Source organism: Nocardia cerradoensis NBRC 101014 (assembly GCF_000308535.1).
Taxonomy (GTDB): domain Bacteria; phylum Actinomycetota; class Actinomycetes; order Mycobacteriales; family Mycobacteriaceae; genus Nocardia; species Nocardia cerradoensis.
In genome coordinates this window covers 97,454-119,423 of record NZ_BAFW01000033.1, presented here as the reverse complement: position 1 = coordinate 119,423, position 21,970 = coordinate 97,454, and the positions used below count along the sequence as shown (strand labels likewise).

Genomic DNA, 21,970 nt, shown 5'->3' with positions numbered 1-21,970 from the left:
GCTCACAATGGAACCGCCGGCGGTGAGAGCGGCGGCGCCGACCGGAAAGCCGGAGTACGGTGCATACGCATGACGCATTACTCGAAATGCGTTGTGACGCAGGGAATCCCAATCAATTTCCGGCATATCGGACCTCCGCTCGAATGGTTGATATGACAGCGTAGAAATGGCATCGCGACGCCGTCGAACATTCAGGCAAGGCAAACCTAACTCCCCGCTCGGAGGCTCAACGCGCGGCACGCCGAATTAGTTCCGCGAATCGCCGGGGATTAGAGTTCTCCACAGATCGGTCCAGGTTTGGCAACGCACCGCCGGCCACCGCCTCCGGATGTCAGCGCCCGAGATGAGCTGGTGTTTCTCCAGATTCACATGCTCGGCGTATGCCGAAGCTGCGACCGGATCCGACTGCCGGCTCGCCGGCGTGTCCATCAACGACGTTGGAGGCACCGCACTCTATGACGACCACACTGGAAGCTCCGGCCCAGCCGAAGCGGAAGACCCTGTACCGCGGCGACCCGGGTATGTGGTCCTGGGCGATGCACCGGATCACCGGTGTCACGATCTTCTTCTTCCTGTTCGTCCACGTACTCGACACCGCTCTGGTGCGGGTCAGCCCGGACACCTACGACCGGGCCATCGAGACCTACAAGAACCCGGTCGTGGCCCTCATGGAGATGGGCCTGGTCGTCTGCGTGCTGTTCCACGCGCTCAACGGCGTCCGCGTCATCCTGGTGGACTTCTGGTCCAAGGGCCCCAAGTACCAGCGCCTGATGCTGTGGATCGTGCTCACCATCTGGGTTCTGGTCTCCGCCGCCGGCGTCGGCCGCCAGTTCTTCTACCTGCTGACGGAGCACTGATATGACCGCACCTGTTCTCGGCAAGTCCTACGACCGGCCCGCCAGCCTCGACTCGCCGCGCACCCCGCGCCGTTCCTCCGGCAACAACTTCGAGAAGTACGCGTGGCTGTTCATGCGCTTCTCCGGCCTGCTGCTGATCGTGCTGGTGCTCGGCCACATGACGATCATGCTGATGCTCGACGGCGGCGTGAAGCGGCTGAACTTCGGCTTCGTGGCCGGCCGCTGGGCCAGCCCGTTCTGGCAGTGCTGGGATCTGGCCATGCTGTGGCTGGCGCAGCTGCACGGCGGCAACGGCCTGCGCACGGTCATCGACGACTACTCCCGCAAGGACTCCACCCGCTTCTGGCTGAAGACCCTGCTGGCCGTCGCCATGATCCTGATCATGGGCGTGGGCACCTACGTCATCTTCACCTTCGACCCCAACATCAGTTAGGAACGCCTCCGCGATGAGTGAAACTCGACCGGTTCAGGAGCACCGCTACGACGTCGTCATCGTCGGTGCCGGCGGCGCGGGGATGCGTGCGGCGATCGAGGCCGGCCCCCGGGCCCGCACCGCGGTGCTGACCAAGCTGTACCCGACCCGCAGCCACACCGGCGCGGCGCAGGGCGGTATGTGCGCCGCGCTGGCCAACGTCGAAGAAGACAACTGGGAATGGCACACCTTCGACACCGTCAAGGGTGGTGACTACCTGGTCGACCAGGACGCCGCGGAGATCATGGCCAAGGAGGCCATCGACGCGGTGCTGGACCTGGAGAAGATGGGCCTGCCGTTCAACCGGACGCCCGAGGGCAAGATCGACCAGCGTCGCTTCGGCGGTCACACCCGCGACCACGGCAAGGCGCCCGTGCGCCGCGCCTGCTACGCCGCCGACCGCACCGGCCACATGATCCTGCAGACGCTCTACCAGAACTGCGTCAAGCACGACGTGGAGTTCTACAACGAGTTCTACGTGCTCGACCTGGTGATGAGCGAGACCGACCGCGGTTCGGTCGCCACCGGTGTGGTCGCCTACGAGCTGGCCACCGGTGAGATCCACGTCTTCCACGCCAAGGCGATCATCTTCGCCACCGGCGGTTCCGGCCGGATGTACAAGACCACCTCCAACGCGCACACGCTGACCGGTGACGGTATGGCGATCGTGTTCCGCAAGGGACTGCCGCTGGAGGACATGGAGTTCCACCAGTTCCATCCGACGGGCCTGGCCGGTCTGGGCATCCTGATCTCCGAGGCCGTCCGCGGTGAGGGCGGCATCCTGCGCAACGCCTCCGGTGAGCGCTTCATGGAGCGCTACGCCCCCACCATCAAGGACCTCGCGCCCCGCGACATCGTGGCCCGGTCGATGGTCAAGGAGGTCCTGGAGGGTCGCGGTGGCGGCCCGAACAAGGACTACGTCTTCATCGACGTGACGCACCTCGGCGAGGACGTGCTCGAGGAGAAGCTGCCCGACATCACCGAGTTCTCCCGCACCTACCTGGGTGTGGACCCGGTGAAGGAGCCGGTGCCGGTCATGCCGACCTGTCACTACGTGATGGGCGGTATCCCGACCCGCATCCGCGGTGAGGTGCTGCGCAACAACACCGACGTGGTCCCCGGCCTGTACGCCGCCGGTGAGTGCGCCTGCGTGTCGGTGCACGGCTCGAACCGCCTGGGCACCAACTCGCTGCTGGACATCAACGTGTTCGGCCGCCGCTCCGGTATCGCCGCCGCGGAGTACGCCGCCCGCACCGAATTCGTCGAGCTGCCGGAGAACCCGGCGCAGATGGTGCAGGACTGGCTGGCGCTGCTGCTGAGCGACCACGGCAACGAGCGGGTCGCCGACATCCGGACCGACCTGCAGGTCACCATGGACGCCAACGCCGCGGTGTTCCGCACCGAGGAGACCCTCAAGACGGCGCTGACCGATATCCACGCGCTCAAGGAGCGCTACCAGCACATCACCGTGCAGGACAAGGGCAAGCGCTACAACAGCGACCTGCTCGAGGCCGTCGAACTCGGCTTCCTGCTGGAGCTGGCCGAGGTCACGGTCGTGGGCGCGCTCAACCGCAAGGAATCGCGCGGCGGCCACGCCCGCGAGGACTACCCCGACCGCGACGACGTCAACTTCATGCGCCACACCATGGCGTACAAGCAGGTCGAGCCCGGTAAGCCGGCGGAGCTGATCGCCGACATCCAGCTCGACTTCAAGCCGGTCGTGCAGACCCGTTACGAGCCGATGGAGCGTAAGTACTGATGACTGCTGTAGCCGAAGCCCCGGCCGGGCAGAAGCCGGCCCCCGTGCCCGACGGGTCGACCATGGTGACGGTCAAGGTCGCCCGGTTCAACCCGGAGGACGACAAGGGCGCGCACTGGGATTCGTTCCAGGTGCCGGTCCTGCCGACCGACCGCTTCCTGAACGTGCTCATCTACATCAAGTCCTACCTGGACGGCACGCTCACCTTCCGGCGCTCCTGCGCGCACGGTGTCTGTGGTTCCGACGCCATGCGCATCAACGGTGTGAACCGGCTGGCGTGCAAGGTGCTGATGCGCGACATGCTGCCCAAGAACGGCAAGGAGCTCACCGTCACCGTCGAGCCGATCCGCGGCCTGCCCGTGGAGAAGGACCTCGTGGTGAACATGGAGCCGTTCTTCGACGCGTTCCGCGCGGTGAAGCCGTACCTGATCACCTCGGGTAACGCGCCGACCCGCGAGCGCATCCAGTCCCAGACCGACCGGCACCGCTTCGATGACACCACCAAGTGCATCCTGTGCGCCTGCTGCACCACCTCCTGCCCCGTGTACTGGAGCGACGGCAGCTACTTCGGCCCGGCCGCGATCGTGAACGCCCACCGCTTCATCTTCGACAGCCGCGACGAAGGCGCCCGCGAGCGTCTCGACATCCTCAACGACGTCGAAGGCGTCTGGCGCTGCCGCACCACCTTCAACTGCACCGACGCCTGCCCCCGCGGCATCGAGGTGACCAAGGCCATCCAGGAGGTCAAGCGCGCCCTCCTGTTCGCCCGGCCCTGAGGTAGCAGAGCCCGAAATCCGAAGGCCGCCCGCATCTTTCGATGCGGGCGGCTTTTTCGTATCCAGTGCCCGGCCCAGCGCACGCACCCATCCACATGGCCGGTGGCGCCGAATAACGGTTGCATCAACCAGTATTGCTCGTCATAAGGGGGCGGACATACCGTGGTAAATATGAAGACGATGATCGACTTGGACGACGAGGCCTTGACCCTGGCGGCGAAGGAGCTGGGCACAACCACCAAGAAGGACACCGTCAACGCGGCGCTTCGGTTCGTCGCCGAACGTCGCCGGCGCGTCGAGGAGATCCTGAACGATCCCTACGGCTTCGGAGTCGGTCCGGATATCGGCGATCCCGAGGTCATGCGCGGGGCTCGGCGGTGATCGAGCCGATCCCACTGCGTCTGCACCTGATCGATACATCCGCATATGCCCGCCTGAGCGACCCCGGCGTCCGGACCGTCATCGCCGGTCTGCTCGCCGATCGTGCGGCCGCAACGTGCGTCACGCTCGATCTCGAAGCAGGCTACTCGGGTCGAAATCTTGCAGACGTCCAGAACATCACGCACAGCCGCCGGGCACGATTCACCACACTTCCGGTCACCGAGCCGATCGCCGACCGGGCTCGTGAAGTGCAGCTGTTGCTCGCCAGACAGGGAAAACATCGCGCAGCCGGCATCGTCGATCTACTCACCGCCGCAGTCGCCGAGTACCACGGAGCCACGATCCTGCACTACGACGAAGACTTCGAACACATCGCCTCGGTCACGCGTCAGCCACATGTCTGGGTCGTGCCGAGAGGAAGTATCGACTGACAATCCGGCCGCAACTAGGCAATTTGCTCAGTTTGCTGGGGGTTTGTTGTCGGATCCGGGTGGGGGTGCTTGCCTGGAGGCATGTTCGCCGAAGCTCAGTTGTATTCGCCGGTTACCACGGGTAGCGACGGCGATGTCACGGTGCATTTGAGTGCCGAGCATCCGGGTGTGCACGATCCGGAGTATCGGGCGCGGCGCAACGCCATCGCCGCGCTGGCCTTGGCGTATCGGGCGGGCGAGACGCTGCCGCGCATCGACTACACCGAGGAGGAGCAGCAGGTGTGGCGCATCGTGTCGGCGGAGTTGACGCGCAAGCATCGGACCTACGCGTCGGCGGAGGTGCTCGACGGCGCCCGGCGGCTGGGCCTGCCCACCGATCACATTCCGCAGTTGGACGAGGTGACCGCGAAATTGGTGCCGCTCACCGGTTTTCGCTATGTTCCCGCGGCGGGGTTGGTGCCGCTGCGCGAGTTCTTCGGCTCCTTCGCCGATCGAATTTTCCACTCCACCCAGTACATTCGCCACCATTCCGCGCCGCTGTACACGCCGGAGCCGGATTCGATTCACGAAATCATCGGGCACGCAAATCAATTGGCGTCGCCGCGGTTCGCCGCGATCTATGCCGAAGTGGGCGCCGCGGTGGCCCGGCTGGAGACCGAGGCGGCGCTGAAATTCCTGGCCGACGTGTTCTGGTTCTCCATGGAATTCGGCGTGGTGCGAGAAAAGGGTGAAGTGCGTTGTTACGGGGCGGGTTTGCTGTCCTCGTTCGGTGAGATCGAGGAGTTCCGGCATGCCCGGCTGCGTCCGCTGAACATTCACGAGATGGGCACCGCGACCTACGACATCACGCACTATCAGCCGATTCTCTATTGTGCGGAGTCGATTTCCGAGATCGAGGATGTGATCGGCGGCTTCTTCGCCACCATGACCGACGACAGCGCGGCCGCCGAACTGGCCGCGTCCTGAGCGCGGGCTGCCGTCAGTCGGATTCCGAGGGGGTCGCCGGCCCCAGCGGCATGCCCGCCTCCATGAATTCCACGATCCGGTCGATCTTGTCCAGGTCGAGCCCCTCCCGGCCGAACGCGGTCATCATCGCCCCGATCATCGCCCCGGAGAAGGCGCGGACCTCGAAGTCGCCCGGTTCGCGGCCTACCCTGCGGGCGAGCAGCGCGGAGACCAGATCCACGTTGCGTTCGGTCTCCTGCATGATCACGCTGCGCAACTCGGGCTCGTTGTAGATCAGCTTCATCCGGTCCTGTTCGAACTGCCAGTCCTGCGGGTCCAGATTGTCGAAGGTGTCCCGCATCGCCTGGCGGAAGGCGGCCAGTGGCGACAGCTCCGGCGGCTGGGATTCGAGCGCGTGGATCATGATCGGATCGACGTCGTCGGCCAGCACCACCTGCTCTTTCGACGGGAAGTAGCGGAAGAACGTGCTCGGCGAGATATCGGCGGCCTCGGCGATCTGCTCGATCGTGGTCGCCGAATATCCCTGTCGCTGAAACAGTTTCATCGCTTCGGCGCGGATGGTGCGGCGGGTGCGCTGCTTCTTGCGTTCGCGCAGACCCATCCGGGGCGAGGTGGTCGCCCCGGAATGGGCCCGCGCGGGTGCCTTCGACTCAGCCGACATGCACCGATTCTCCCGCATCGTCGGCGGAGTGCGGGTCCGGCTCCCCGCTTCGGGTCCGGATCGCGGCGAGCAGCGCCGCCACCGCGCACACCCCGGCACACAGCCACAGCATCGCACCCATCCCGGAGACGAAGGCCGATTGCACCTGGGCGAGCATGTCGGCGTTACCGGTGGCCCGAGCCACCGCCACACCCGCGTTCACACCGTCCGATATCGGCTCGTGGTTGTAGGAGCCCAGGTCGGAGCGATACTGCGTGGCCAGGACGGTGCCCAGCACCGCCACGCCGATGGTGCCGCCGGCCTGGCGCAGCGCCTGCAGCAGCGCCGAGCCGGACCCGGCGCGCTCGGCGCCGAGCTGTCCCATCGCCATGCCCATCGCGGCCGGCATGACCAGGCCCATCGCGAAGCCCAGGATCGTGGTCCAGGCGGCGGTGTAGCCGTAGCCGCTGCTCACCTCGGTCATGGCGCCCATGGCGAGGCCGGCGCCGAGGATCAGGAAGCCGCCGCTGAGCACGATCCGCGCGCCGAGTTTCGGCAGCAGTTTGTCGACCGCGCGCGTGCCGACGACGAGCCCGCCGATCAGCGGCAGCAACCGCAGCCCGCTGCCGAGGGAATCGACGCCGAGCACCGCCTGGAAGTACTGCGGCACCGTGAAGAACATGCCGAACATCGCGAAGTTCACGAACACCGAATACGCGGTGCCCCAACGGAACCCGCGGTTGGTGAACAGCGCGATATCGACCAGCGGATGCGCGATCCGCCGCTGCCACCAGACGAAGCCGCCCAGCAACACCGCACCGGCGACCACCGCCGCCCACGCCGCGCCGTCGCCCCACCCCTGTTCGCCGAAGCGGATGAATCCGTAGGTGAATCCCAGCATGCCCGCGGCCGAGAGCAGCACACCCGGCAGATCGATGCGGAAGGCCGAATCGCTGCGGGTCTCCGGGACCAGCAGCGCGACCGCGATCACTCCGACCACGACCAGGGGGACGTTGATCAAGAACACCGATCCCCACCAGAAGTGGTTCAGCAACCAGCCGCCCACGATCGGGCCGAGCGGCAGCCCCAGTGCGGTGGAGCTGACCCAGATCGTCAGCGCGCGCTGGCGTTCGGCCTGATCCGGGAACAGGCTGGGCAGCACCGACATCGACAGCGGCATCATCGCGGCCGCCGCGATACCCAATACCGCGCGGGCGACGATCAACATCCCCGCGGAGGTAGCCAGCGCACACCACAGCGATGCCCCGCCGAAGACGACCAGCGCCGCCAGCAGGAACTTCTTGCGTCCGTAGCGGTCGCCGAGCGCACCCGCCGGCAGCATCACGGCGGCGAGCGCGAGCGTGTAGGCGGTGGTGAACCATTGCAGCGCAGCGGTATTCGCGTGCAGGTCGATGGCCATGGTGGGTAGCGCGACGACCAGCACGGTGGTGTCGAGTCCGATGGTGAGCATGGCGAGCGCGAGCGCACCGAGGGCGAGCCAGCGCGCCCGCCCGGCGCCCGCCGCATCGGCAGTGGGCGCTTCGCGGTTCGCTGCCGACGACCCGCCGGTCGCTCTCGGGCTGCCGGTCGCGTTCTCTCGCGCCGCGGTCTCGGCGAGTGCGGGCGATTCCGATGATCTCCGCAAGTTCATGACATGTCCATTCAGTTGGGTGTGCCTATATTTTGATAGTAGCTCCCATTTAATGGTCTCTGTCAATACTTGACCGCCCCAGGGTTCGCGGCACCATCGCGCCACGCCGCATAAGCTGCATATCGATGAACACCCGCATGTCCCGCACCGTCCGCTTCCGCCGATGCCGCGCGCTGGCGGCCGCCGTACTGACTGCCGGGCTGCTGGGCGCCACCACGGTCACCGGGCTCGACGTGGCAGACGCGGCCCCCGCGCCGCCATCCACGCCGTTCACGACCCCGAATACGGATTCGTGCCCGAACAAGACGGCCCCGCCGCCGCCGATCGACACCTCGGAGGTCCCGGCACCCGGCAGCACGACGCCGTCGCCGCTGCCGGTGCCGTCCGATCCGATCGGCGGCGACAAACTCGGGCGCTGCGGAGTGGTGGTACCGGCCGGAGCGCCACCGCTGCCCGCCGACATCTCGGCGACCGCGTGGCTGGTGGCCGACCTCGACACCGGCAAGGTGCTGGCGGCGAAGGATCCGCACGGTCGCTACCGGCCGGCGTCCACGATCAAGACGCTGCTGGCCGCGGTCGCGCTGCCCGCGCTGGACCCGAACCAGGTCGTGATCGGCACGCAGGACGACGCGAATGCCGACGGCACCCGCGTCGGCATCGGTCCGGGTGGCCGCTACACGAACGACCAGCTGTTCCACGCGCTGCTGATGTGCTCCGGCAACGACGCCGCCCACGCCATCGCCACCCAGCTGGGCGGCGACGAAGCCACCGTCGCGAAGATGAACGCGATGGCGAAACAGTTGCGGGCCATGGACACTCGCGCCGCCACCCCCTCCGGCCTGGACGGCCCCGGGATGAGCACCTCGGCCTACGATCTGGCGACGATCTTCCGCCACGACATGCAGAACCCCACCTTCGCCTCGATCATCCACACCGAGCAGTACGACTTCCCGGGTTACCCCGCGAATCCCACGATCCCCGACGACAAGGACCACCCCGGCTTCCCCATCGCCAACGACAACCACCTGCTCTACGACTACGACGGCGACCTGGGCGGCAAGACCGGCTACACCGACGATGCGCGGCAGACCTTCGTGACCGCCGCCGAACGGGGCGGCCACCGCCTGGTCGTCACCCTGCTCAAGGCCGACGTCCTGCCCATCCGTCCACCGGAGCAGGCCGCCCGCCTTCTGGACTATGCCTTCGCCCTCCCCGCCGGCGCGACCATCGGCTCCCTCCCCGACCGGAACACCGGCGAGGACTCGAACACCAACGTCGCGCTGGCGTCCCCGCCTGCCCACGACACCCCGACCGCCGCCGCGCCGACAACAACCCACGGCAACTCGAACCTGCGGACGATCGGCATCATCGGCGCGCTGGGCTCGGCCATCGCGCTGGGCTTGTTCGGCTGGTCACGCATGGGACGGTCGCGGCGGTAGACGGCCCGTCGAGACAGCGTGCGAGCGTGACGCGGTGATACCCGCCGAGCCAGGGACCCGGCCCGCACACCCCCGCATCCTCGTCATCGATCCCGCGCCGGGTGAGTTGGCGATCCCGGAGCTCGAGGGCCTGGCGGCGCTCGGACTCGCTCCGACGGCCAACCTCCGGCGAGTAGCGGATCCGACGCTGCGTTCGGAGATCTCCCGCCGGTGGCACTCGATCGACCTCGACGGTTTCCGTGCCGACGACATCGTTGCGGCATTCGACCGCCACGGCGGTTACGACGCGCTGAAATGCCGCGCCGGCATCCCGCTGACCTGCGACGTCTTCGAGCGGCTGACCGCGAGCACGCACGATCAACCGCTGCGCCTGGTCGCCAGGGCCGCCTCGGGTGTGGACAGCTTCGACCTGGACGCTGCCGCCGAACGAGGCGTCACCGTGCTGTCCACGCCGGGCGCCAATGCCGGCGCGGTCGCCGAGTTGACGATCGGTCTCATGCTCGACGCTCTCCGCGGAATCAGTAGGCGCGATACCGCACTGCGCGCCGGTGACTGGACTGCGGCGATCGGCGGTATTCCGACCGGAAGCCTGGCCGATGCCCGCGTGGGCCTCATCGGAAGTGGTTCGATCGCACGGGAAGTCGCGAAACGACTCGCGCCGTTCGGAGCCGAGGTCTGGGTCCACGGCTCGCCGCGTTTCACCGCGCGGGATGCGCAGCACTGGCCCGCGCGATGGACCGGCACCCTCCGCGAGCTCATGACCGGCTGCGACATCATCTCCGTACATGTGCCGGCCACCGCCGCGACCGCCGGGCTCATCGGCGCGCGGGAACTGCGGTGGATGCGACCAGGCTCGATCCTGGTCAATACCTCACGGGCGCACGTGGTTCCCGAAGACGCTCTCGATGCGGCACTACGCGACCCGGATTGCGGTCTCGGCCACGGCGCCCTCGATGTATTCGCCACGGAGGGAACATCTTTCACCTCTCCACTGGCATCGAATCCGCACACCACGCTCAGCCCCCATGTGGGCGGAATGACGGAGCAGGCGATGAAAGCCAGTTCCGCGCAGCTGCTTACCGCGATCTCGCGCTTCTATCGGAGCGGAGCGGAGTTCACCGCGCGACCGGGCTGACGGCAGCGCCGGGCCCCACCACGGCCGTCGGCGCTATCAGCAGTCGAGGTCGCCACGAGCGGCGGACGCGGTGAACGACGACCATTCGGCTGCGGTGAAGATCAAGGCGGGACCGGCGATATTCTTCGAATCACGCACTCCTACAAGGCTATCGGCCAGGAACGCTACTTCGACACAGTTCTTGGAGCCGCCGCTACGGCTGCTCTTGAACCACCGCGCACCTGCGAGATCCACCATCACACGTACTCCTTCGCTATCTGCCGGAGCAGGGATCGGCTCGCGACCGGATCCATCACGCTTTGCCGGAGACCTTCGTAGGCTTGATGGTACCGCTGCACCGCTACCGGTTTTTCGAGATACATATCCCCGATGAAGCCTTCGACATAGACAACCGGTGGCTCTGCGAGCTGCCCGCCGCGGTCTTTGCCGAAGTCGAGGATCACAAAGGAACCGACTGCTTCGCCTAGAGGAAACCCGGCGCGATCCGGCAGTACCTGCACGCTGACGTTCGGGAGACAACTCACGTCCGCGAGGTGTTTCAACTGCGCAGACATCACTTTGGGGCCGCCCACCACGCACCTCAGGGCTGATTCCCGCAGAATCACGTCCAGTACGGCAGGCTGATACTTGCGTGTGATTCTGGTCTGCCTGCGCATCCTCAGTTGCACCCGACGCGCATGTTCTTCGGCGGTGTCTTCTGGATGAGCAGTTGAGCACATGGCGCCGGCATACGCGGGCGTTTGGAGAAGACCGGGAACGCGTTCCGGTTCGTAAGTTTTCAAACTTCGCGCTGATGCCTCCAACCCGACATAGAAGTCGAAGTTCTCCGGAATCACGTCTCCGTATTCGCACCACCAGCTCAGCTCTTTGCCCTGGACCGCAAGAGCTTTCATCGCGAGCACGGCGTCCCCCTCGAAGCCGTAGATCTTGCACAGCGCTTCGATATCCACCTCCCGCAGTTGCGCGACCATGCCGTGCTCGATGCGTTGCAGCGTGCTCGCGCTGCGCTGAATGAGCGCCGCCGCCTGATGCAGGGTCAGCCCGCATTCCTCGCGGCCGTTGCGCAGATACCTTCCGAGCTGCCGTCGCGGCAAGGTGGACCCGTACTCCGACATGGCTGCCTCCCAACAGGTTCCGATTCGACGCCGCCAGCACACCATCACCCGAACCACCACGACGCGCCCACCGCGGAATTTCATTCGATCTCCGCATAATCCCAGGAAGCTTTGCACCGACCGGCGTCTTTCGTCCCGCCTCCCGGACGGTGCACCGGGGCACGCACGGCTCGGGCCCACGACGGCCGCCGCTCGGGGCGTCGACGCGTCCGGTATGGTCGGGGCGAATTTCAGGGTGGGAGGTACAACCGGTGGCTCAGACACTGGTGCACGGGCAGGTCTTTGCCGGATACCGGATCGAGCGACTGCTCGGTGCGGGCGGTATGGGCGAGGTGTATCTGGCTCACGATCGCGATCTGCCGCGCTACACTGCCCTGAAGGTGCTCAATCCCGCCTTCGCGGGGGACGAGGACGCCCGCCATCGGTTCCTGCGGGAAGCCGATACCATTGCGCGCCTGTCACATCCGAACATCGTGACCGTCTACGCCCGGGGCCAGGAGGGCGATCGGCTGTGGATGGCCATGCAGTACATCGAGGGCACCGACGTCGCGGCGGTGCTGCGCAACGGCCCCATGCATCCGGAACACGCGGTCGCGATCGTCACCGAAGCGGCCAAGGCGCTGGACTTCGCCCACCGCGCCGGGGTGCTTCATCGCGATGTGAAACCCGCCAACATCCTACTCGCACAGGGTGATTCGAAGCAGGTCTTCCTCGCCGACTTCGGCATAGCGAAGATCCTCGATCATACAAACGAGTTGACGCGGTCCGGCGAGGTGCACGCCAGCCTCCGATACGCCGCGCCCGAACAGCTCGACCCCGGTGTGCCGGTCGACCACCGAGTCGACGTCTATGCCCTCGGCTGCACGCTGTATCACATGCTGACCGGAGCGCCGCCGTATCCCGGCGCCTCACCCGCTCAGCTCGTCCATGCCCACCTCAAACTCCCGCTTCCGGCGGCGAGCCAGCAGAACCCTTGGCTACCACCGGCTTTCGATGCGGTGATCGCGCGGGCCACGGCCAAGAATCCGCAGGAGCGGTTCGGCAGCTGCGGCGAACTCGCGGCGGCCGCTCACTACGCATCGGCCGCAAGCGCGTCACCCGCGCCGCACCCGGCACCGGCGTCCGGCTCCGGTCGCCGCTGGGTGTGGATCGTCGCCGCGATCGTGGCCGTTCTGGTGGTCCTCGGCGCGGGCGGGGCCGGCGCATTCGTCCTGTACCACAACAGGTCCACCGACGACTCCCAGCGTTCGGCCGACGCCGCCCGCGACGCGGCCTGCGCCTTCGGCCGCACCGTCTCCACCTACGACTACGACAAATTCGCGGATTATCAGACGGCAGTTCTCGATGCCACCACCGGTGATCTGAAGACCCAGATGCAGTCGACCATGCCTACCTTGCAGGGTGTCGTCACCCAGTCGCAGGCGCGATCCCATGTGTCCGACGCTCAGTGTTTCGTGAAGACCTCCGATGCCGATCGCGCGGAGGTCGCCGCGATCATCACCCAGGCCCTCACCAACAACACGTCCTCGACCGAGCGGAGCAGTCAGGTCTCGGTTCTGCTGACCATGCAGTTCGTGGACGGACGCTGGCTCGCCGCGAAGCTGGAGCAGCTGGCGGCGCCGAAGTAGCCACGGCGCCGCTCCACACCGCCCTCACACCAGTTCCGGCACCCGCAGATGGGCCAGCGCCAGTTCGAACTCGCGCACGTCGATCGCCTCGACGCCGACCTGGCGGGCCGCGTCGACCCGCAGTGCCGCGGACTGTTCGCGGTTGCGCTGCATGGCCTCGGCGCTGTCGAAGACGCCGCAGGAGACGGCACGGCCGGATGCGCGGTTGATCAGCAGGCTCGCGCTGCAAAATCCCTCGAGTTGTTCCATCCCCGGCAGGATGTAGTTGCGGTAGGCGTCGGTCGACATGTCGAGGCGGCTCGGATCGGTCTTGATCCAGGTGACACGCACGCAGGCTCCGGGCATCGTGCGATGGTCCCGGTGCAGGACGGCGATCTCCCATTCCGCGACCTGCGCGGCGGTGCCGCCGAAGACCGTCACCGCCCGGTCGCGCGCGGCCATGAAGGCGCTCTCGCTGTCGTGCATCGCGGCCTCGGATTCCCAGCCGGTGGTGGAGATGCAACGACCGAAGGTGCGATCGACCAGCAGAGACAACCCGCTACAGCCGGGCGTCTCGGCCAGCACCGGCATGACCTCGTCCCGCATATGCGCAATTCCGGCATCGATAGCGGAGGGTTGCGCCTGAATCGTGGTAGACCGTGCGAACACGACCCACCCCCTCTCTGCTCGGGGCAGCGCCCGGCGGCGCCACCGGTGCATCTCAGCCTGCTCCGATGCGCGGGCGCTCGCAATAGGCCGTTTCGGCGTCAGTCGAGGCGCAACCGGCCGCCGTTCTCCTCCCGGTAAAAGGTGTCACCGTCAAGATCCAGACTGAAACCGGAGCCGCCGCTCGCTACGGCGCTACTCACGGCCGGCTGCGGTGACTCGGCATTGCCGCCGTCCGGGCGCGAGTCCGGGTACAGCACGGACGGATCGTCGCCGCTACCCGGCACCGTTGCGCCGGACGGGCCGTGGTCCAGCCCGCCGCCGTCGGGGTTCGCATCGGGATACCAGCTGTACGGATCGGTGGCGCTGTCCGACAAGAGGTTCGGGGTAGAAGACGGCAGCTGCGCGGCAGAAGTCGGCGTACTGCTGCCGGAGTCGTGGCCGAACCAGTGCTTCGCCAGCTGTGTGGCGTCGGTCTTCAAGCGCTTCTTGTCGTCCTGCGGACCCTCGACGACCTCGCCGGCGACCTTCTCGCCGAAGTCACCGACCTTGCCCTCGAACTTCTCGCGCTCCTCGGTCTTCGGCGCGCCGGGGCTCTCCGGCTCGTGGGTGTGCGGGTTGCGCCCGTCGGGGGACTTGTTGTGCTCGTCCACCCCGACCTTGCGCAGAGCTCCGCCGAGCGCACCGCTCGCGGCGCTCGAAATACCGTTGTGCAGACCGGCTTTCCCGATGTCGTCGAGGCTGAAGCCGTCGCGCAGGCCGAGCGCGTTCTCCCCCGCCTCCCAGGCCAGCTCCTTACCGGCTCCCTTCATGAATCCCTTGAAGCCCTCGATGGCGGTTTCCTTGATGATGCGCGTCAGTAGTTGCTTCAGCGCCTGCTGGATCACCACGCGGGTCGTGACCTCTGCCGCGGCCGCCTCGGCCATACTCGCGCCCAGCGTCTCGACGGCCGCCGCGGCGGCGATCGCGAGGTTGATCGCCAATTCGACCAGCATCGCGATGATGTAGAGCTTCACCGCGAGAATCAGCACGGACATCACCCGGCAGGCGATGGCGATCGCCTTGCAGAAGGTGACCAGACCGTCCAGGTCGTCACCGGCGGTGCGCCAGAACTGCTGGATGGATTCGTGGGTCCGGCCGTCGATGCGGGCGAGAATCGCGGTGGTGACGGCGTCGCCTTCCGCACGGATCTGCGACAGCGTGTCGCCCATATGTTCCCAGTGGTCGGCCATCCGCAGCAGGGCGGTTTCGTCGGCCTTGGGCCAATCGCAAGCGACGAGGGAGGCGACCGGCTTCAGATAGTCGGGGATCTCGATGCCCATCGCTTACGCCTTCCCCCCGTTGATGCCGTTCTTCTCGATGGCCTCGCGCACCGTGTTCAGCACCCCGGCCAATCCCTCGTCGGCGGCCTCGAGCGTATCGGCGGCAGCCCCGGACGACTCCTCCAGATGTGCGAACATCAGCGCGGCCTTCGCGATGTCCTGCAGCGCCTGTTCGGCTTTCGGCAGATAGTTCTGCGCGAACGCGGAGCCGAAGATGTCGTCTCCCCATTTGCCGGTGACCTCACCCAGGTCGACCGTGAGATTTTTCAGATCCTGCTCGAGCTGCTTGCCGAGTTGGCCCAGACGCGGTGCGTGCCGCCGGAATTCGTCGAGCTCGATGCGAAACTCGTTGCCGCTGGTCATCTCCGGCTCACCAACCCTTCCAGTGCGGCCCGTTGTCCTCGTCGTCGTCCGCGACACGCGGCGGCTCCGGAACAGGCTCCGGCTCGGCCACCGGCTGTGGGGGCGGCGGCAGGATGCCGCCCACGACACGCTCCAGATTCAGGTCCTCGCCGAGCGGATTCGTGATGTGGAAACGCTTCTCGTCGGCGAGGATCGGGGCCATCGCCGCACCGATCTCCGACTTCGCCGCACGGGCAGCGGCTTGTGCGGCCTCGGTGATGGCGTCGCCGAGCTTATCCGGAGTGGTGCGTTTGAACGCGGCCGGGTCGACCCACACCTGGATCGGGATGCCGGCCGAATTGCTGGTGACGCGGATCAGATTGTCCGAGGACCACCCTTCCGCGGTCGCTGCGGCCAAAGTGTCTCGGGCCGTGGCGATTTCGCGCAGTTGATGCTCGTAGCTCTCGAGCATCGAATCGACCTGTACCTGCAGGGCGTCGGTTCGCGCGCGCAGCTGATCGTAGCCGGATGAATCCACTGGTTCCCCTCAATCGGACTTGTCGCGTCCTGTATTCCGACGCATCGGATCGGTTGCCGGTTCCCGCGCCCGGCAAACCTGTCCGTTGTGTCAGGATGGTCCCCGTGGATCCGAACGACCCGGACGGCGCCGCCGATCAGCTGACGGCCTGGGCCGACGACCTCGAACACAAGGCCGAGCGATACCGGGAGCTGCGCGACCGGATGGCGAGTCTGAGCGTCACCGAAACCTCACGCCAGGGCATCGCGGTGACGGTCGACGGCGAGGGAATCCCCACCGATATCCGCTTCGCCGATTCCGTCCGCGGCATCGAGCCCGCCGCGCTGTCCGCCGAGCTGATGCACACGCTGCAACGCGCCCAGGTGCGGATGCGCGACCAGATCGCGGCGACCGTGCACGAGACGGTCGGCGACGACGAAGCGGGGGCGAACATCATCGACCGCTACGCCGAGCGCTTCCCCGACCCCGCGGAACCCGAGCCGGACTTCGGTCCCGATACGGACGGTTCGCCGCTGAGACCACCGGGCGGACAATAACTTTCGGGCCGACGGCCCGCCTCACCGCTTCCGGCGCGCGATACCGATCATCGACCCCAGCGCCGCACCCACGCCGAACAGGGCCAGGCCCGTCGAGGCCGTCATGCCCGCGTGCATCCGCGGCTCGATCACCGCCGGTCCCGGCGCCGGGATCTCGGCCTCCACCTCGTTCTCCCGCGCGGTGGCGGCCCAGGCGGTGGCGAACAGGATGATGCGGGCGGTGATGTAGGCGAAGACCATGAGGCCGATGATCGAGCCGAAGGCGACGCCCGCGGGGCTGGTGAGCACCTTCTGCAGGTAGAAGGAGGCCACCTGCTTCCAGATCTCGAAGGCGATCGCGGCGATGAACGCCGCACGCACGGCGCTGGTGAAGGTCACCGGCTGGCGTGGCAGCCGGGCGATGATCCAGACGAAGACCGCCCAGGACGCGAGCACCGCGAGGACCAGCGTCAGCAATCGCAACAGCCATGACACACCGGGCGCCTTGTCGAGCCCGACGCTCTCCAGCAGTTGCAGCGCCAGCCCACTCGACGACAACGCCGACAGGCCCAGCGACACCACCATCGCGACGCCGAGCCCGGCCAGCGCCATCAGATCCGACAGTTTGGTCTTGAACCAATTGCCTTCGTGCGCGGGCTGTTCCCACTGTTCGGTCAGGGCGGCGCGCAGGTTGGCCATCCAGCCCAATCCGCTGTAGGCGGCGATGAACAGACCGATGAGGCCCACGCTGGTCCGGGACTTGATGGCCTGGTCGATCAGATCGTTGACCTGGCCGCCGAACGAGCCCGGAATGTTCTCGACAATCTTGTCGCGCAACTCCTCGAGCAGGTGCGGATCGCGGGCGAGGACGAACCCGGCGACGGCGAAGGCGACCATCAGCAGCGGAAACAGCGAGAGCACCGTGAAATACGTGATACCGGCCGCGAAGTAGTCGCCACGCTGGCGCTGGTAGCTGCCGCCGGCGCGGACGGCGTGGTCCAGCCACGGCCGTGCTCGCACCTCACGTTGGATCCGCGCCTTGACCTTGTCGAGCACCTGTCCTCCCGAACCTGTTCAACCGCAACACACGGCCTCGCGCGGACAGATCAGCGGTGCAGGAAACCTACTCGGTCGTACACCTGCGCGAGGGTCTTACCGGCGATCTCGCGCGCCTGCTCGGCTCCGGTGGCGAGAATGCGATCGAGTTCGCCCTGATCGTCCAGATACTCTTGCACTTTCGCCTGCAGCGGTGTCACGAATTCCACCACGGCGTCGGCCACATCGGCTTTGAGCTCGCCATATCCCTTGCCCTCGAAGCCTTTTTCGAGTGTGACGATGGGCGTGTCGGTGAGCGAGGACAGGATCACCAGCAGGTTGCTGACGCCCGGTTTGGTCTCCGGGTCGTAGCGAATCTCCCGTTCGGTGTCGGTGACGGCCGAACGGATCTTCTTCGCCGAGACCTTCGGATCGTCGAGCAGACTGATCAGGCCCGCGTCGCTGGCGGCGGACTTGCTCATCTTGGAGGTCGGATCCTGCAGGTCGTAGATCTTCGCCGTGCCGGTGACGATATGCGGTTCGGGGACCACGAAGGTCTTCTTGAAGCGAGTGTTGAAGCGCTGCGCCAGGTTTCGGGTCAGCTCCAGGTGCTGGCGCTGATCCTCACCGACCGGGACCAGCTGCGGGCGGTACAGCAGGATGTCGGCCGCCATCAGGATCGGGTAGGTGAACAGGCCGACGGTCGCGTTGTCGGAACCCTGTTTGGCCGACTTGTCCTTGAACTGGGTCATCCGGCTGGCCTCGCCGAAGCCGGTGATGCAGCTCAGCACCCAGGTGAGCTCGGCGTGCTCGGGCACCTGACTCTGCACGAACAGGGTGGACCGTTTGGGGTCGATACCTATCGCGAGCAGCTGCGCGACACTGTGCAAAGTGCGGCTGCGCAGCTGCTTGGGGTCCTGCGACACCGTGATGGCGTGCATGTCCGGGATGAAGTAGAGCGCCTCGTAGTCGTCCTGCAGCGGCACCCAATACTGCAGCGCACCAAGGTAGTTGCCGAGGTGGAAGGAGTCGCTGGTCGGCTGGACGCCGGAGAGGACCCGCTGCTTGCGTTCGCTGGGGGCAGGACTGGACATGAACCGATCTTCCCATGCACGCCCAAGCGGTTTTTCCCGAGGGAGCGAGGACGTGCGCCACCCCGCACGGCCGGCGCTCTCGGCAGCGTGCGGGGCGGCCTCGCTCAGACCGCGTGCCGTTCGGCGTAGTTGCGCGGATCCACCCCCGGCATACTCGACCTACCGCTGGCGACCAGGTCTTTCTCCCGCCGCGTGATCAGGCGATAGACCGGGGCGCTCGGGCCGGACAGGGTGTCGCGCAGCACCGGCGGCGCGAACGGCGGGCGCACGTGGGCGGTGCGCACGGCCTGCGCGAGTCCCCGGTACGCGAGCTCTTCACGCCGACCCCATCGAATGTCGTACATCCGCCGGATCCGCGGTGGCAGCGAGCCCTGGACCAGCAGATGCGCCCCGCTGCTGGCCTGCTGGAACGGGCGCGGCAGCGGATGCGGCACCTGCTTACCCGCCAGATACGAGCCCACGAGCCGCGCCTCGTCGGTCAGATACAGCTCGTCCGAGGCGAGGTAGGCATCGAAGACCCGCCGGAAGGCCGGATAGTCGGCGGGAGCGGCCGAACGCGGCATGCCGAACAATTCACCCCAGCGCACGTAGTCCTGGTACAGGTCCTCCCGCTCGCCCGGAGTCAGTTTGCGTACCAGCAGGTCGTGCATGACCTCGGCGGAGTCGGCGGTGAACGCCATGGTCATGAACATCAGGTGCGGGTCCAGCGCGGAGTAGTGCGAACCCGCCGGATGATGCGGGCCCGCGTCCTCGGGCAGCACACCTTCGACGGGGACATGCCGTTTGCGGGTGAACGCGAGCGCCCGGTCGGCCTCGTCCCTGTCGCCGAGGAACACCGCCTCGAACAGCCGGCCGGTGAGCGCCAGCCGCGTGTAAGGGGTGGCGCGGTGAGCGGTGTTCTCGGCGGTGCCGACGAACAGCAGCGGATGGACCGCCCCGATCACGAGCGCCCGCAGGCCGTAGGTCAGTCCCACCGCGCGCTTGCGCATCACCCGGCGGATCATCGAATCGTCGGAGAAATATCCCGGACCAGGCATCGTCGCCCTCCTCGCATGGAATCTGGCAATAGCATCCACCAGAAACCCGTGTTCTGGCAAGAGTCCATGCCAGAATTGCGTCCGTGCCACAATCGGACCGTGACGGCACAGCGGACCTATGGCGGTATCTCGGCCGCCGAGCGGCGCGCGGGCCGGCGTGCCGCGCTGCTCGACGCGGCACTCGAGATCATCGGCACCCAGGGCGTGGACAAGCTGACGGTCGCCGGGCTGTGCGCCCAGGCCGGGCTGAACGAGCGGTACTACTACGAACAGTTCACCGGCCGCGACGCCGTTTTGACCGCACTGTTCGACGGCATCGCCGAGGAGCTGGCGTCCGCCATCGTGCAGGCGTTGCAGGAGGTGGCCGGCGGATCCGCCGCGGACACTCCGTCTGCCGCGCGGGAGAACGCCGCCAACCCGTCCGCACGCCGGATGCGGCCGGAAACCCGCACGATGGCGCATGCCGCCGTCGCGGCCGGTATTCACGTGCTGACCGACGATCCACGTAAGGCCCAGGTGGCGCTGGCGGTGAGCGCCTCCACGCCGGAGCTGCGCTCACGCACCCTGCAGACGATCGCGTCGTTCGCGAATCTGGTCGCCGCGCGCGGCATCGACTTCTACGCCCTGAGCACACCCACTCCGGACCCGGCGATCGGTTTCCGCGCGACCTACCTGGTGGGCGGGCTGGTCCAGACGCTCACCAGCTGGTTGCAGGGCGACATCGATATGACGCGGGAACAGCTCATCGACGAGACGACCGACGTGTTCGTCCTCCTCGGTGAGGATCTCGCCCAGCGACTCCGCTGAAGGGCCTCACGCCGGATCGGCCATGGTGAGCTCGACCGGCGACAGCACCGCCGGATGCTGTTGCAGCACCACCCGGAAGACCGTGCCGTGCCCGGCCCAGTACTCGGCCGCCTGAGTCATCGCGTCGGCGAACCATTCCAGATCCTCGCGCTGGTCGGCCAGCAGCCCGCTCGAATCACGGATCACCACAACGTAACCCGGCGCTTCGCCGACGAATTCGTCCAGATCGCGCAGACATTCGTCGAAGGCGTCGCGGTTGTCGCCGAAATAGTAGGGAAACTGCAGGGCGGCGGCGAATTCGTCGAAAACGCCCGCGGTGGTGCGCATCTTCGTGCCCCGGAGCTCGCGGGCGATAAACCCGTCCGGGACCTGGAATCGCACCCCGCTGAACGGTCCGGCGTCGACGTCGAGGGCGCCGAGGACCGGCCCCGCCGCGGCCCGGTGGGCGCGGCCGTTCTGCCGCGCCGCAGCCGCATCGGAGCCGGCGGCCGGGGCCAGGAACTGCGACAACGACATGGTTTCGGCCATCAGCGCATCCTCGTGAAGGTCTGGTAGTGGTCGCCGGTGTAGTAGGCCGATCCGTCACTGCCGGTCACGATGCGTTCGGCGTCGCGGGTCTGGCCGCGTTGCTTCGGGTTGACGTCCCATTCCTGATAGGTGATCGCCTTACCGCTCGAGTCGGTCTTCGGCAGGGTCCCGGCGCGGTTCATCCACTGATCACCACCCTTGGTGCCCGGCGCGTTCGCCGAACCGGGCCAGCGTCCGGCGTCGATCTCGACGAGGGTGGCGTAGGCGCGATCGGGCACGCCCGGCGCCCGGGTCGCCGACGCGGCGGGTGTCGCGCCGTTGCCGGGCACGGGCTTGGCGGATGCGGTGGTGGACTGCGCGGCCTTGGTGGAGTGCACGGTCGCCGCCACCGAACTCGCGGTGTCGTGCGTGGTGGAACCGCCGCGCAGGCCCAGGACCCCGGCCACGATCGCCGCGATCACCAGCCCACCCAGAACCATCAGGATGCGAATTCTCTTGTCGGACATGTTCATCGGTGCCTGTTCATCGGTGCTGCCGGACTTGCGGAGGTCCCGTCCACACTGACGGGGAGAACGACGAGTCGACTCGCCGCCCCGTCGGCCGGATGGTAGCGCGGCCCTCGTTCACGACAGACAAACCTACGGGACCACCCGGTGTCGTGTCCGGAAAGGTTGATGCGGCGTCACGGGGGCGAGTTGTCATCGCCGCAGCTATCGGTAGCGGGACGGATAACTCGCACTGCCCGTGACGGCGAACAAATCGTGCAAACCTAGCCGTTTTTCGCATTTTTGCCGCAGTTTTGCGGAGGTTTGCACGGAAAGTTCACGGGCGCCCAAACCACGAACACATACCGGTAA

25 protein-coding genes and 1 pseudogene are annotated in these 21,970 nt (G+C 66.9%); 12 read left to right on the top strand and 14 right to left on the bottom strand.

Features of this window, described 5'->3' with window-relative positions; genetic code table 11:
• Window positions 1-126 (bottom strand): annotated as a pseudogene (locus tag ON23_RS39125) (cytidine deaminase); the annotation flags it as partial.
• Window positions 127-455: 329 nt separating this feature from the next.
• Here ON23_RS39125 and sdhC point away from each other — a divergent pair.
• The 7 genes from sdhC to ON23_RS05155 all read left to right on the top strand — a co-directional run bounded on the left by sdhC (window position 456) and on the right by ON23_RS05155 (window position 5,642).
• A complete protein-coding gene (gene sdhC / locus ON23_RS05185; RefSeq protein ID WP_051024341.1) occupies window positions 456-857 on the top strand; it encodes a succinate dehydrogenase, cytochrome b556 subunit in 402 nt (133 codons plus the stop codon).
• Between the two features lies 1 nt (window position 858).
• Window positions 859-1,290 (top strand): succinate dehydrogenase hydrophobic membrane anchor subunit, encoded by a 432-nt coding sequence (locus ON23_RS05180; RefSeq protein ID WP_030513572.1) that lies wholly within the window; start codon window positions 859-861, stop codon window positions 1,288-1,290.
• Window positions 1,291-1,303: 13 nt separating this feature from the next.
• On the top strand, window positions 1,304-3,088 hold the full coding sequence (sdhA, locus tag ON23_RS05175) for a succinate dehydrogenase flavoprotein subunit (protein ID WP_039776674.1): 1,785 nt from the start codon (window positions 1,304-1,306) through the stop codon (window positions 3,086-3,088).
• Window positions 3,088-3,864, top strand: coding sequence for a succinate dehydrogenase iron-sulfur subunit (locus tag ON23_RS05170; protein WP_036498394.1), 777 nt, complete (start codon window positions 3,088-3,090; stop codon window positions 3,862-3,864). Before sdhA ends, ON23_RS05170 begins: the two co-directional genes overlap by 1 nt.
• Window positions 3,865-4,035: 171 nt before the next feature.
• Entirely contained in the window at window positions 4,036-4,245 is a 210-nt protein-coding gene (locus ON23_RS39685) for a type II toxin-antitoxin system VapB family antitoxin (protein WP_039776673.1), read from the top strand.
• A complete protein-coding gene (locus ON23_RS05160; RefSeq protein WP_051042023.1) occupies window positions 4,242-4,676 on the top strand; it encodes a PIN domain nuclease in 435 nt (144 codons plus the stop codon). Before ON23_RS39685 ends, ON23_RS05160 begins: the two co-directional genes overlap by 4 nt.
• Before the next feature lie 81 nt (window positions 4,677-4,757).
• On the top strand, window positions 4,758-5,642 hold the full coding sequence (locus ON23_RS05155; RefSeq protein ID WP_039776672.1) for a phenylalanine 4-monooxygenase: 885 nt from the start codon (window positions 4,758-4,760) through the stop codon (window positions 5,640-5,642).
• Window positions 5,643-5,655: 13 nt separating this feature from the next.
• Here ON23_RS05155 and ON23_RS05150 read toward each other — a convergent pair whose 3' ends face one another.
• The gene (locus ON23_RS05150) at window positions 5,656-6,243 is read right to left on the bottom strand and encodes an acyl-CoA-like ligand-binding transcription factor (protein WP_039776671.1); all 588 of its coding nucleotides are present in this window, start codon (window positions 6,241-6,243) and stop codon (window positions 5,656-5,658) included.
• A gap of 49 nt (window positions 6,244-6,292) precedes the next feature.
• Complete coding sequence (locus ON23_RS05145) at window positions 6,293-7,753, bottom strand: MFS transporter (RefSeq protein WP_051042033.1); 1,461 nt, start codon at window positions 7,751-7,753, stop codon at window positions 6,293-6,295.
• 305 nt (window positions 7,754-8,058) lie between these two features.
• On the opposite strand from ON23_RS05145, the gene ON23_RS05140 reads away from it, so the two are divergent.
• Both ON23_RS05140 and ON23_RS05135 read left to right on the top strand, forming a co-directional pair.
• A complete protein-coding gene (locus tag ON23_RS05140; RefSeq protein ID WP_039776669.1) occupies window positions 8,059-9,372 on the top strand; it encodes a serine hydrolase in 1,314 nt (437 codons plus the stop codon).
• Between the two features lie 34 nt (window positions 9,373-9,406).
• On the top strand, window positions 9,407-10,507 hold the full coding sequence (locus ON23_RS05135; RefSeq protein ID WP_083903704.1) for an NAD(P)-dependent oxidoreductase: 1,101 nt from the start codon (window positions 9,407-9,409) through the stop codon (window positions 10,505-10,507).
• A gap of 36 nt (window positions 10,508-10,543) precedes the next feature.
• Here the strand turns inward: ON23_RS05135 and ON23_RS05130 are convergent, their stop codons facing one another.
• Both ON23_RS05130 and ON23_RS05125 read right to left on the bottom strand, forming a co-directional pair.
• Window positions 10,544-10,744: a DUF397 domain-containing protein gene (locus tag ON23_RS05130; RefSeq protein ID WP_039776709.1), complete on the bottom strand. Its 201-nt coding sequence runs from the start codon at window positions 10,742-10,744 to the stop codon at window positions 10,544-10,546.
• Window positions 10,744-11,622 (bottom strand): helix-turn-helix domain-containing protein, encoded by an 879-nt coding sequence (locus ON23_RS05125; RefSeq protein ID WP_039776668.1) that lies wholly within the window; start codon window positions 11,620-11,622, stop codon window positions 10,744-10,746. Before ON23_RS05125 ends, ON23_RS05130 begins: the two co-directional genes overlap by 1 nt.
• 251 nt (window positions 11,623-11,873) lie before the next feature.
• Here ON23_RS05125 and ON23_RS39115 point away from each other — a divergent pair, with 251 nt between their 5' ends.
• On the top strand, window positions 11,874-13,250 hold the full coding sequence (locus ON23_RS39115; RefSeq protein ID WP_051042016.1) for a serine/threonine-protein kinase: 1,377 nt from the start codon (window positions 11,874-11,876) through the stop codon (window positions 13,248-13,250).
• Window positions 13,251-13,274: 24 nt separating this feature from the next.
• Here the strand turns inward: ON23_RS39115 and ON23_RS05115 are convergent, their stop codons facing one another.
• From ON23_RS05115 to ON23_RS05100, 4 genes are all read right to left on the bottom strand, one after another.
• Window positions 13,275-13,898: an antibiotic biosynthesis monooxygenase gene (locus ON23_RS05115; protein WP_039776666.1), complete on the bottom strand. Its 624-nt coding sequence runs from the start codon at window positions 13,896-13,898 to the stop codon at window positions 13,275-13,277.
• A 98-nt stretch (window positions 13,899-13,996) separates the two neighbouring features.
• Complete coding sequence (locus ON23_RS35770; protein WP_051042014.1) at window positions 13,997-15,217, bottom strand: WXG100-like domain-containing protein; 1,221 nt, start codon at window positions 15,215-15,217, stop codon at window positions 13,997-13,999.
• Between the two features lie 3 nt (window positions 15,218-15,220).
• Window positions 15,221-15,580 (bottom strand): WXG100 family type VII secretion target, encoded by a 360-nt coding sequence (locus ON23_RS35765; protein ID WP_051042011.1) that lies wholly within the window; start codon window positions 15,578-15,580, stop codon window positions 15,221-15,223.
• Window positions 15,581-15,587: 7 nt separating this feature from the next.
• Complete coding sequence (locus tag ON23_RS05100) at window positions 15,588-16,097, bottom strand: YbaB/EbfC family nucleoid-associated protein (protein ID WP_039776665.1); 510 nt, start codon at window positions 16,095-16,097, stop codon at window positions 15,588-15,590.
• A 104-nt stretch (window positions 16,098-16,201) separates the two neighbouring features.
• Here ON23_RS05100 and ON23_RS05095 point away from each other — a divergent pair, with 104 nt between their 5' ends.
• Window positions 16,202-16,633, top strand: a complete 432-nt coding sequence (locus ON23_RS05095) for a YbaB/EbfC family nucleoid-associated protein (RefSeq protein WP_157170169.1) — start codon at window positions 16,202-16,204, stop codon at window positions 16,631-16,633.
• Window positions 16,634-16,654: 21 nt separating this feature from the next.
• On the opposite strand, the gene yhjD is transcribed toward ON23_RS05095, so the two are convergent.
• The 3 genes from yhjD to ON23_RS05080 all read right to left on the bottom strand — a co-directional run bounded on the left by yhjD (window position 16,655) and on the right by ON23_RS05080 (window position 19,778).
• Window positions 16,655-17,668 carry an inner membrane protein YhjD gene (gene yhjD, locus ON23_RS05090; protein WP_039776664.1) on the bottom strand — a complete coding sequence of 338 codons (1,014 nt, stop codon included), beginning with the start codon at window positions 17,666-17,668 and terminating at the stop codon, window positions 16,655-16,657.
• Window positions 17,669-17,718: 50 nt separating this feature from the next.
• Window positions 17,719-18,741, bottom strand: coding sequence for a tryptophan--tRNA ligase (trpS, locus tag ON23_RS05085; RefSeq protein WP_039776663.1), 1,023 nt, complete (start codon window positions 18,739-18,741; stop codon window positions 17,719-17,721).
• A gap of 104 nt (window positions 18,742-18,845) precedes the next feature.
• Complete coding sequence (locus ON23_RS05080) at window positions 18,846-19,778, bottom strand: oxygenase MpaB family protein (protein WP_039776661.1); 933 nt, start codon at window positions 19,776-19,778, stop codon at window positions 18,846-18,848.
• Between the two features lie 99 nt (window positions 19,779-19,877).
• On the opposite strand from ON23_RS05080, the gene ON23_RS05075 reads away from it, so the two are divergent.
• Window positions 19,878-20,585 carry a TetR/AcrR family transcriptional regulator gene (locus tag ON23_RS05075; RefSeq protein WP_039776660.1) on the top strand — a complete coding sequence of 236 codons (708 nt, stop codon included), beginning with the start codon at window positions 19,878-19,880 and terminating at the stop codon, window positions 20,583-20,585.
• A 6-nt stretch (window positions 20,586-20,591) separates the two neighbouring features.
• On the opposite strand, the gene ON23_RS05070 is transcribed toward ON23_RS05075, so the two are convergent.
• Together ON23_RS05070 and ON23_RS05065 are read right to left on the bottom strand one after the other, a co-directional pair.
• A complete protein-coding gene (locus ON23_RS05070) occupies window positions 20,592-21,113 on the bottom strand; it encodes a barstar family protein (RefSeq protein ID WP_039776659.1) in 522 nt (173 codons plus the stop codon).
• Window positions 21,113-21,619 (bottom strand): guanyl-specific ribonuclease, encoded by a 507-nt coding sequence (locus ON23_RS05065; protein ID WP_306307101.1) that lies wholly within the window; start codon window positions 21,617-21,619, stop codon window positions 21,113-21,115. The genes ON23_RS05070 and ON23_RS05065 overlap by 1 nt, the downstream gene beginning before the upstream one ends.
• Window positions 21,620-21,970: the final 351 nt, after the last annotated feature.

Excerpts from the sequence above, each read along its gene's own strand:
- sdhC (WP_051024341.1), top strand. The coding sequence starts at position 456 with ATGACGACCACACTGGAAGCTCCGGCCCAGCCGAAGCGGAAGACCCTG.
- ON23_RS05180 (WP_030513572.1), top strand. The coding sequence starts at position 859 with ATGACCGCACCTGTTCTCGGCAAGTCCTACGACCGGCCCGCCAGCCTC.
- sdhA (WP_039776674.1), top strand. The coding sequence starts at position 1,304 with ATGAGTGAAACTCGACCGGTTCAGGAGCACCGCTACGACGTCGTCATC.
- ON23_RS05170 (WP_036498394.1), top strand. The coding sequence starts at position 3,088 with ATGACTGCTGTAGCCGAAGCCCCGGCCGGGCAGAAGCCGGCCCCCGTG.
- ON23_RS39685 (WP_039776673.1), top strand. The coding sequence starts at position 4,036 with ATGAAGACGATGATCGACTTGGACGACGAGGCCTTGACCCTGGCGGCG.
- ON23_RS05155 (WP_039776672.1), top strand. The coding sequence starts at position 4,758 with ATGTTCGCCGAAGCTCAGTTGTATTCGCCGGTTACCACGGGTAGCGAC.
- ON23_RS05150 (WP_039776671.1), bottom strand. The coding sequence starts at position 6,243 with ATGGGTCTGCGCGAACGCAAGAAGCAGCGCACCCGCCGCACCATCCGC.
- ON23_RS05145 (WP_051042033.1), bottom strand. The coding sequence starts at position 7,753 with ATGCTCACCATCGGACTCGACACCACCGTGCTGGTCGTCGCGCTACCC.
- ON23_RS05140 (WP_039776669.1), top strand. The coding sequence starts at position 8,059 with ATGAACACCCGCATGTCCCGCACCGTCCGCTTCCGCCGATGCCGCGCG.
- ON23_RS05130 (WP_039776709.1), bottom strand. The coding sequence starts at position 10,744 with ATGGTGGATCTCGCAGGTGCGCGGTGGTTCAAGAGCAGCCGTAGCGGC.
- ON23_RS05125 (WP_039776668.1), bottom strand. The coding sequence starts at position 11,622 with ATGTCGGAGTACGGGTCCACCTTGCCGCGACGGCAGCTCGGAAGGTAT.
- ON23_RS35770 (WP_051042014.1), bottom strand. The coding sequence starts at position 15,217 with ATGGGCATCGAGATCCCCGACTATCTGAAGCCGGTCGCCTCCCTCGTC.
- ON23_RS35765 (WP_051042011.1), bottom strand. The coding sequence starts at position 15,580 with ATGACCAGCGGCAACGAGTTTCGCATCGAGCTCGACGAATTCCGGCGG.
- trpS (WP_039776663.1), bottom strand. The coding sequence starts at position 18,741 with ATGTCCAGTCCTGCCCCCAGCGAACGCAAGCAGCGGGTCCTCTCCGGC.
- ON23_RS05080 (WP_039776661.1), bottom strand. The coding sequence starts at position 19,778 with ATGCCTGGTCCGGGATATTTCTCCGACGATTCGATGATCCGCCGGGTG.
- ON23_RS05070 (WP_039776659.1), bottom strand. The coding sequence starts at position 21,113 with ATGGCCGAAACCATGTCGTTGTCGCAGTTCCTGGCCCCGGCCGCCGGC.
- ON23_RS05065 (WP_306307101.1), bottom strand. The coding sequence starts at position 21,619 with ATGTCCGACAAGAGAATTCGCATCCTGATGGTTCTGGGTGGGCTGGTG.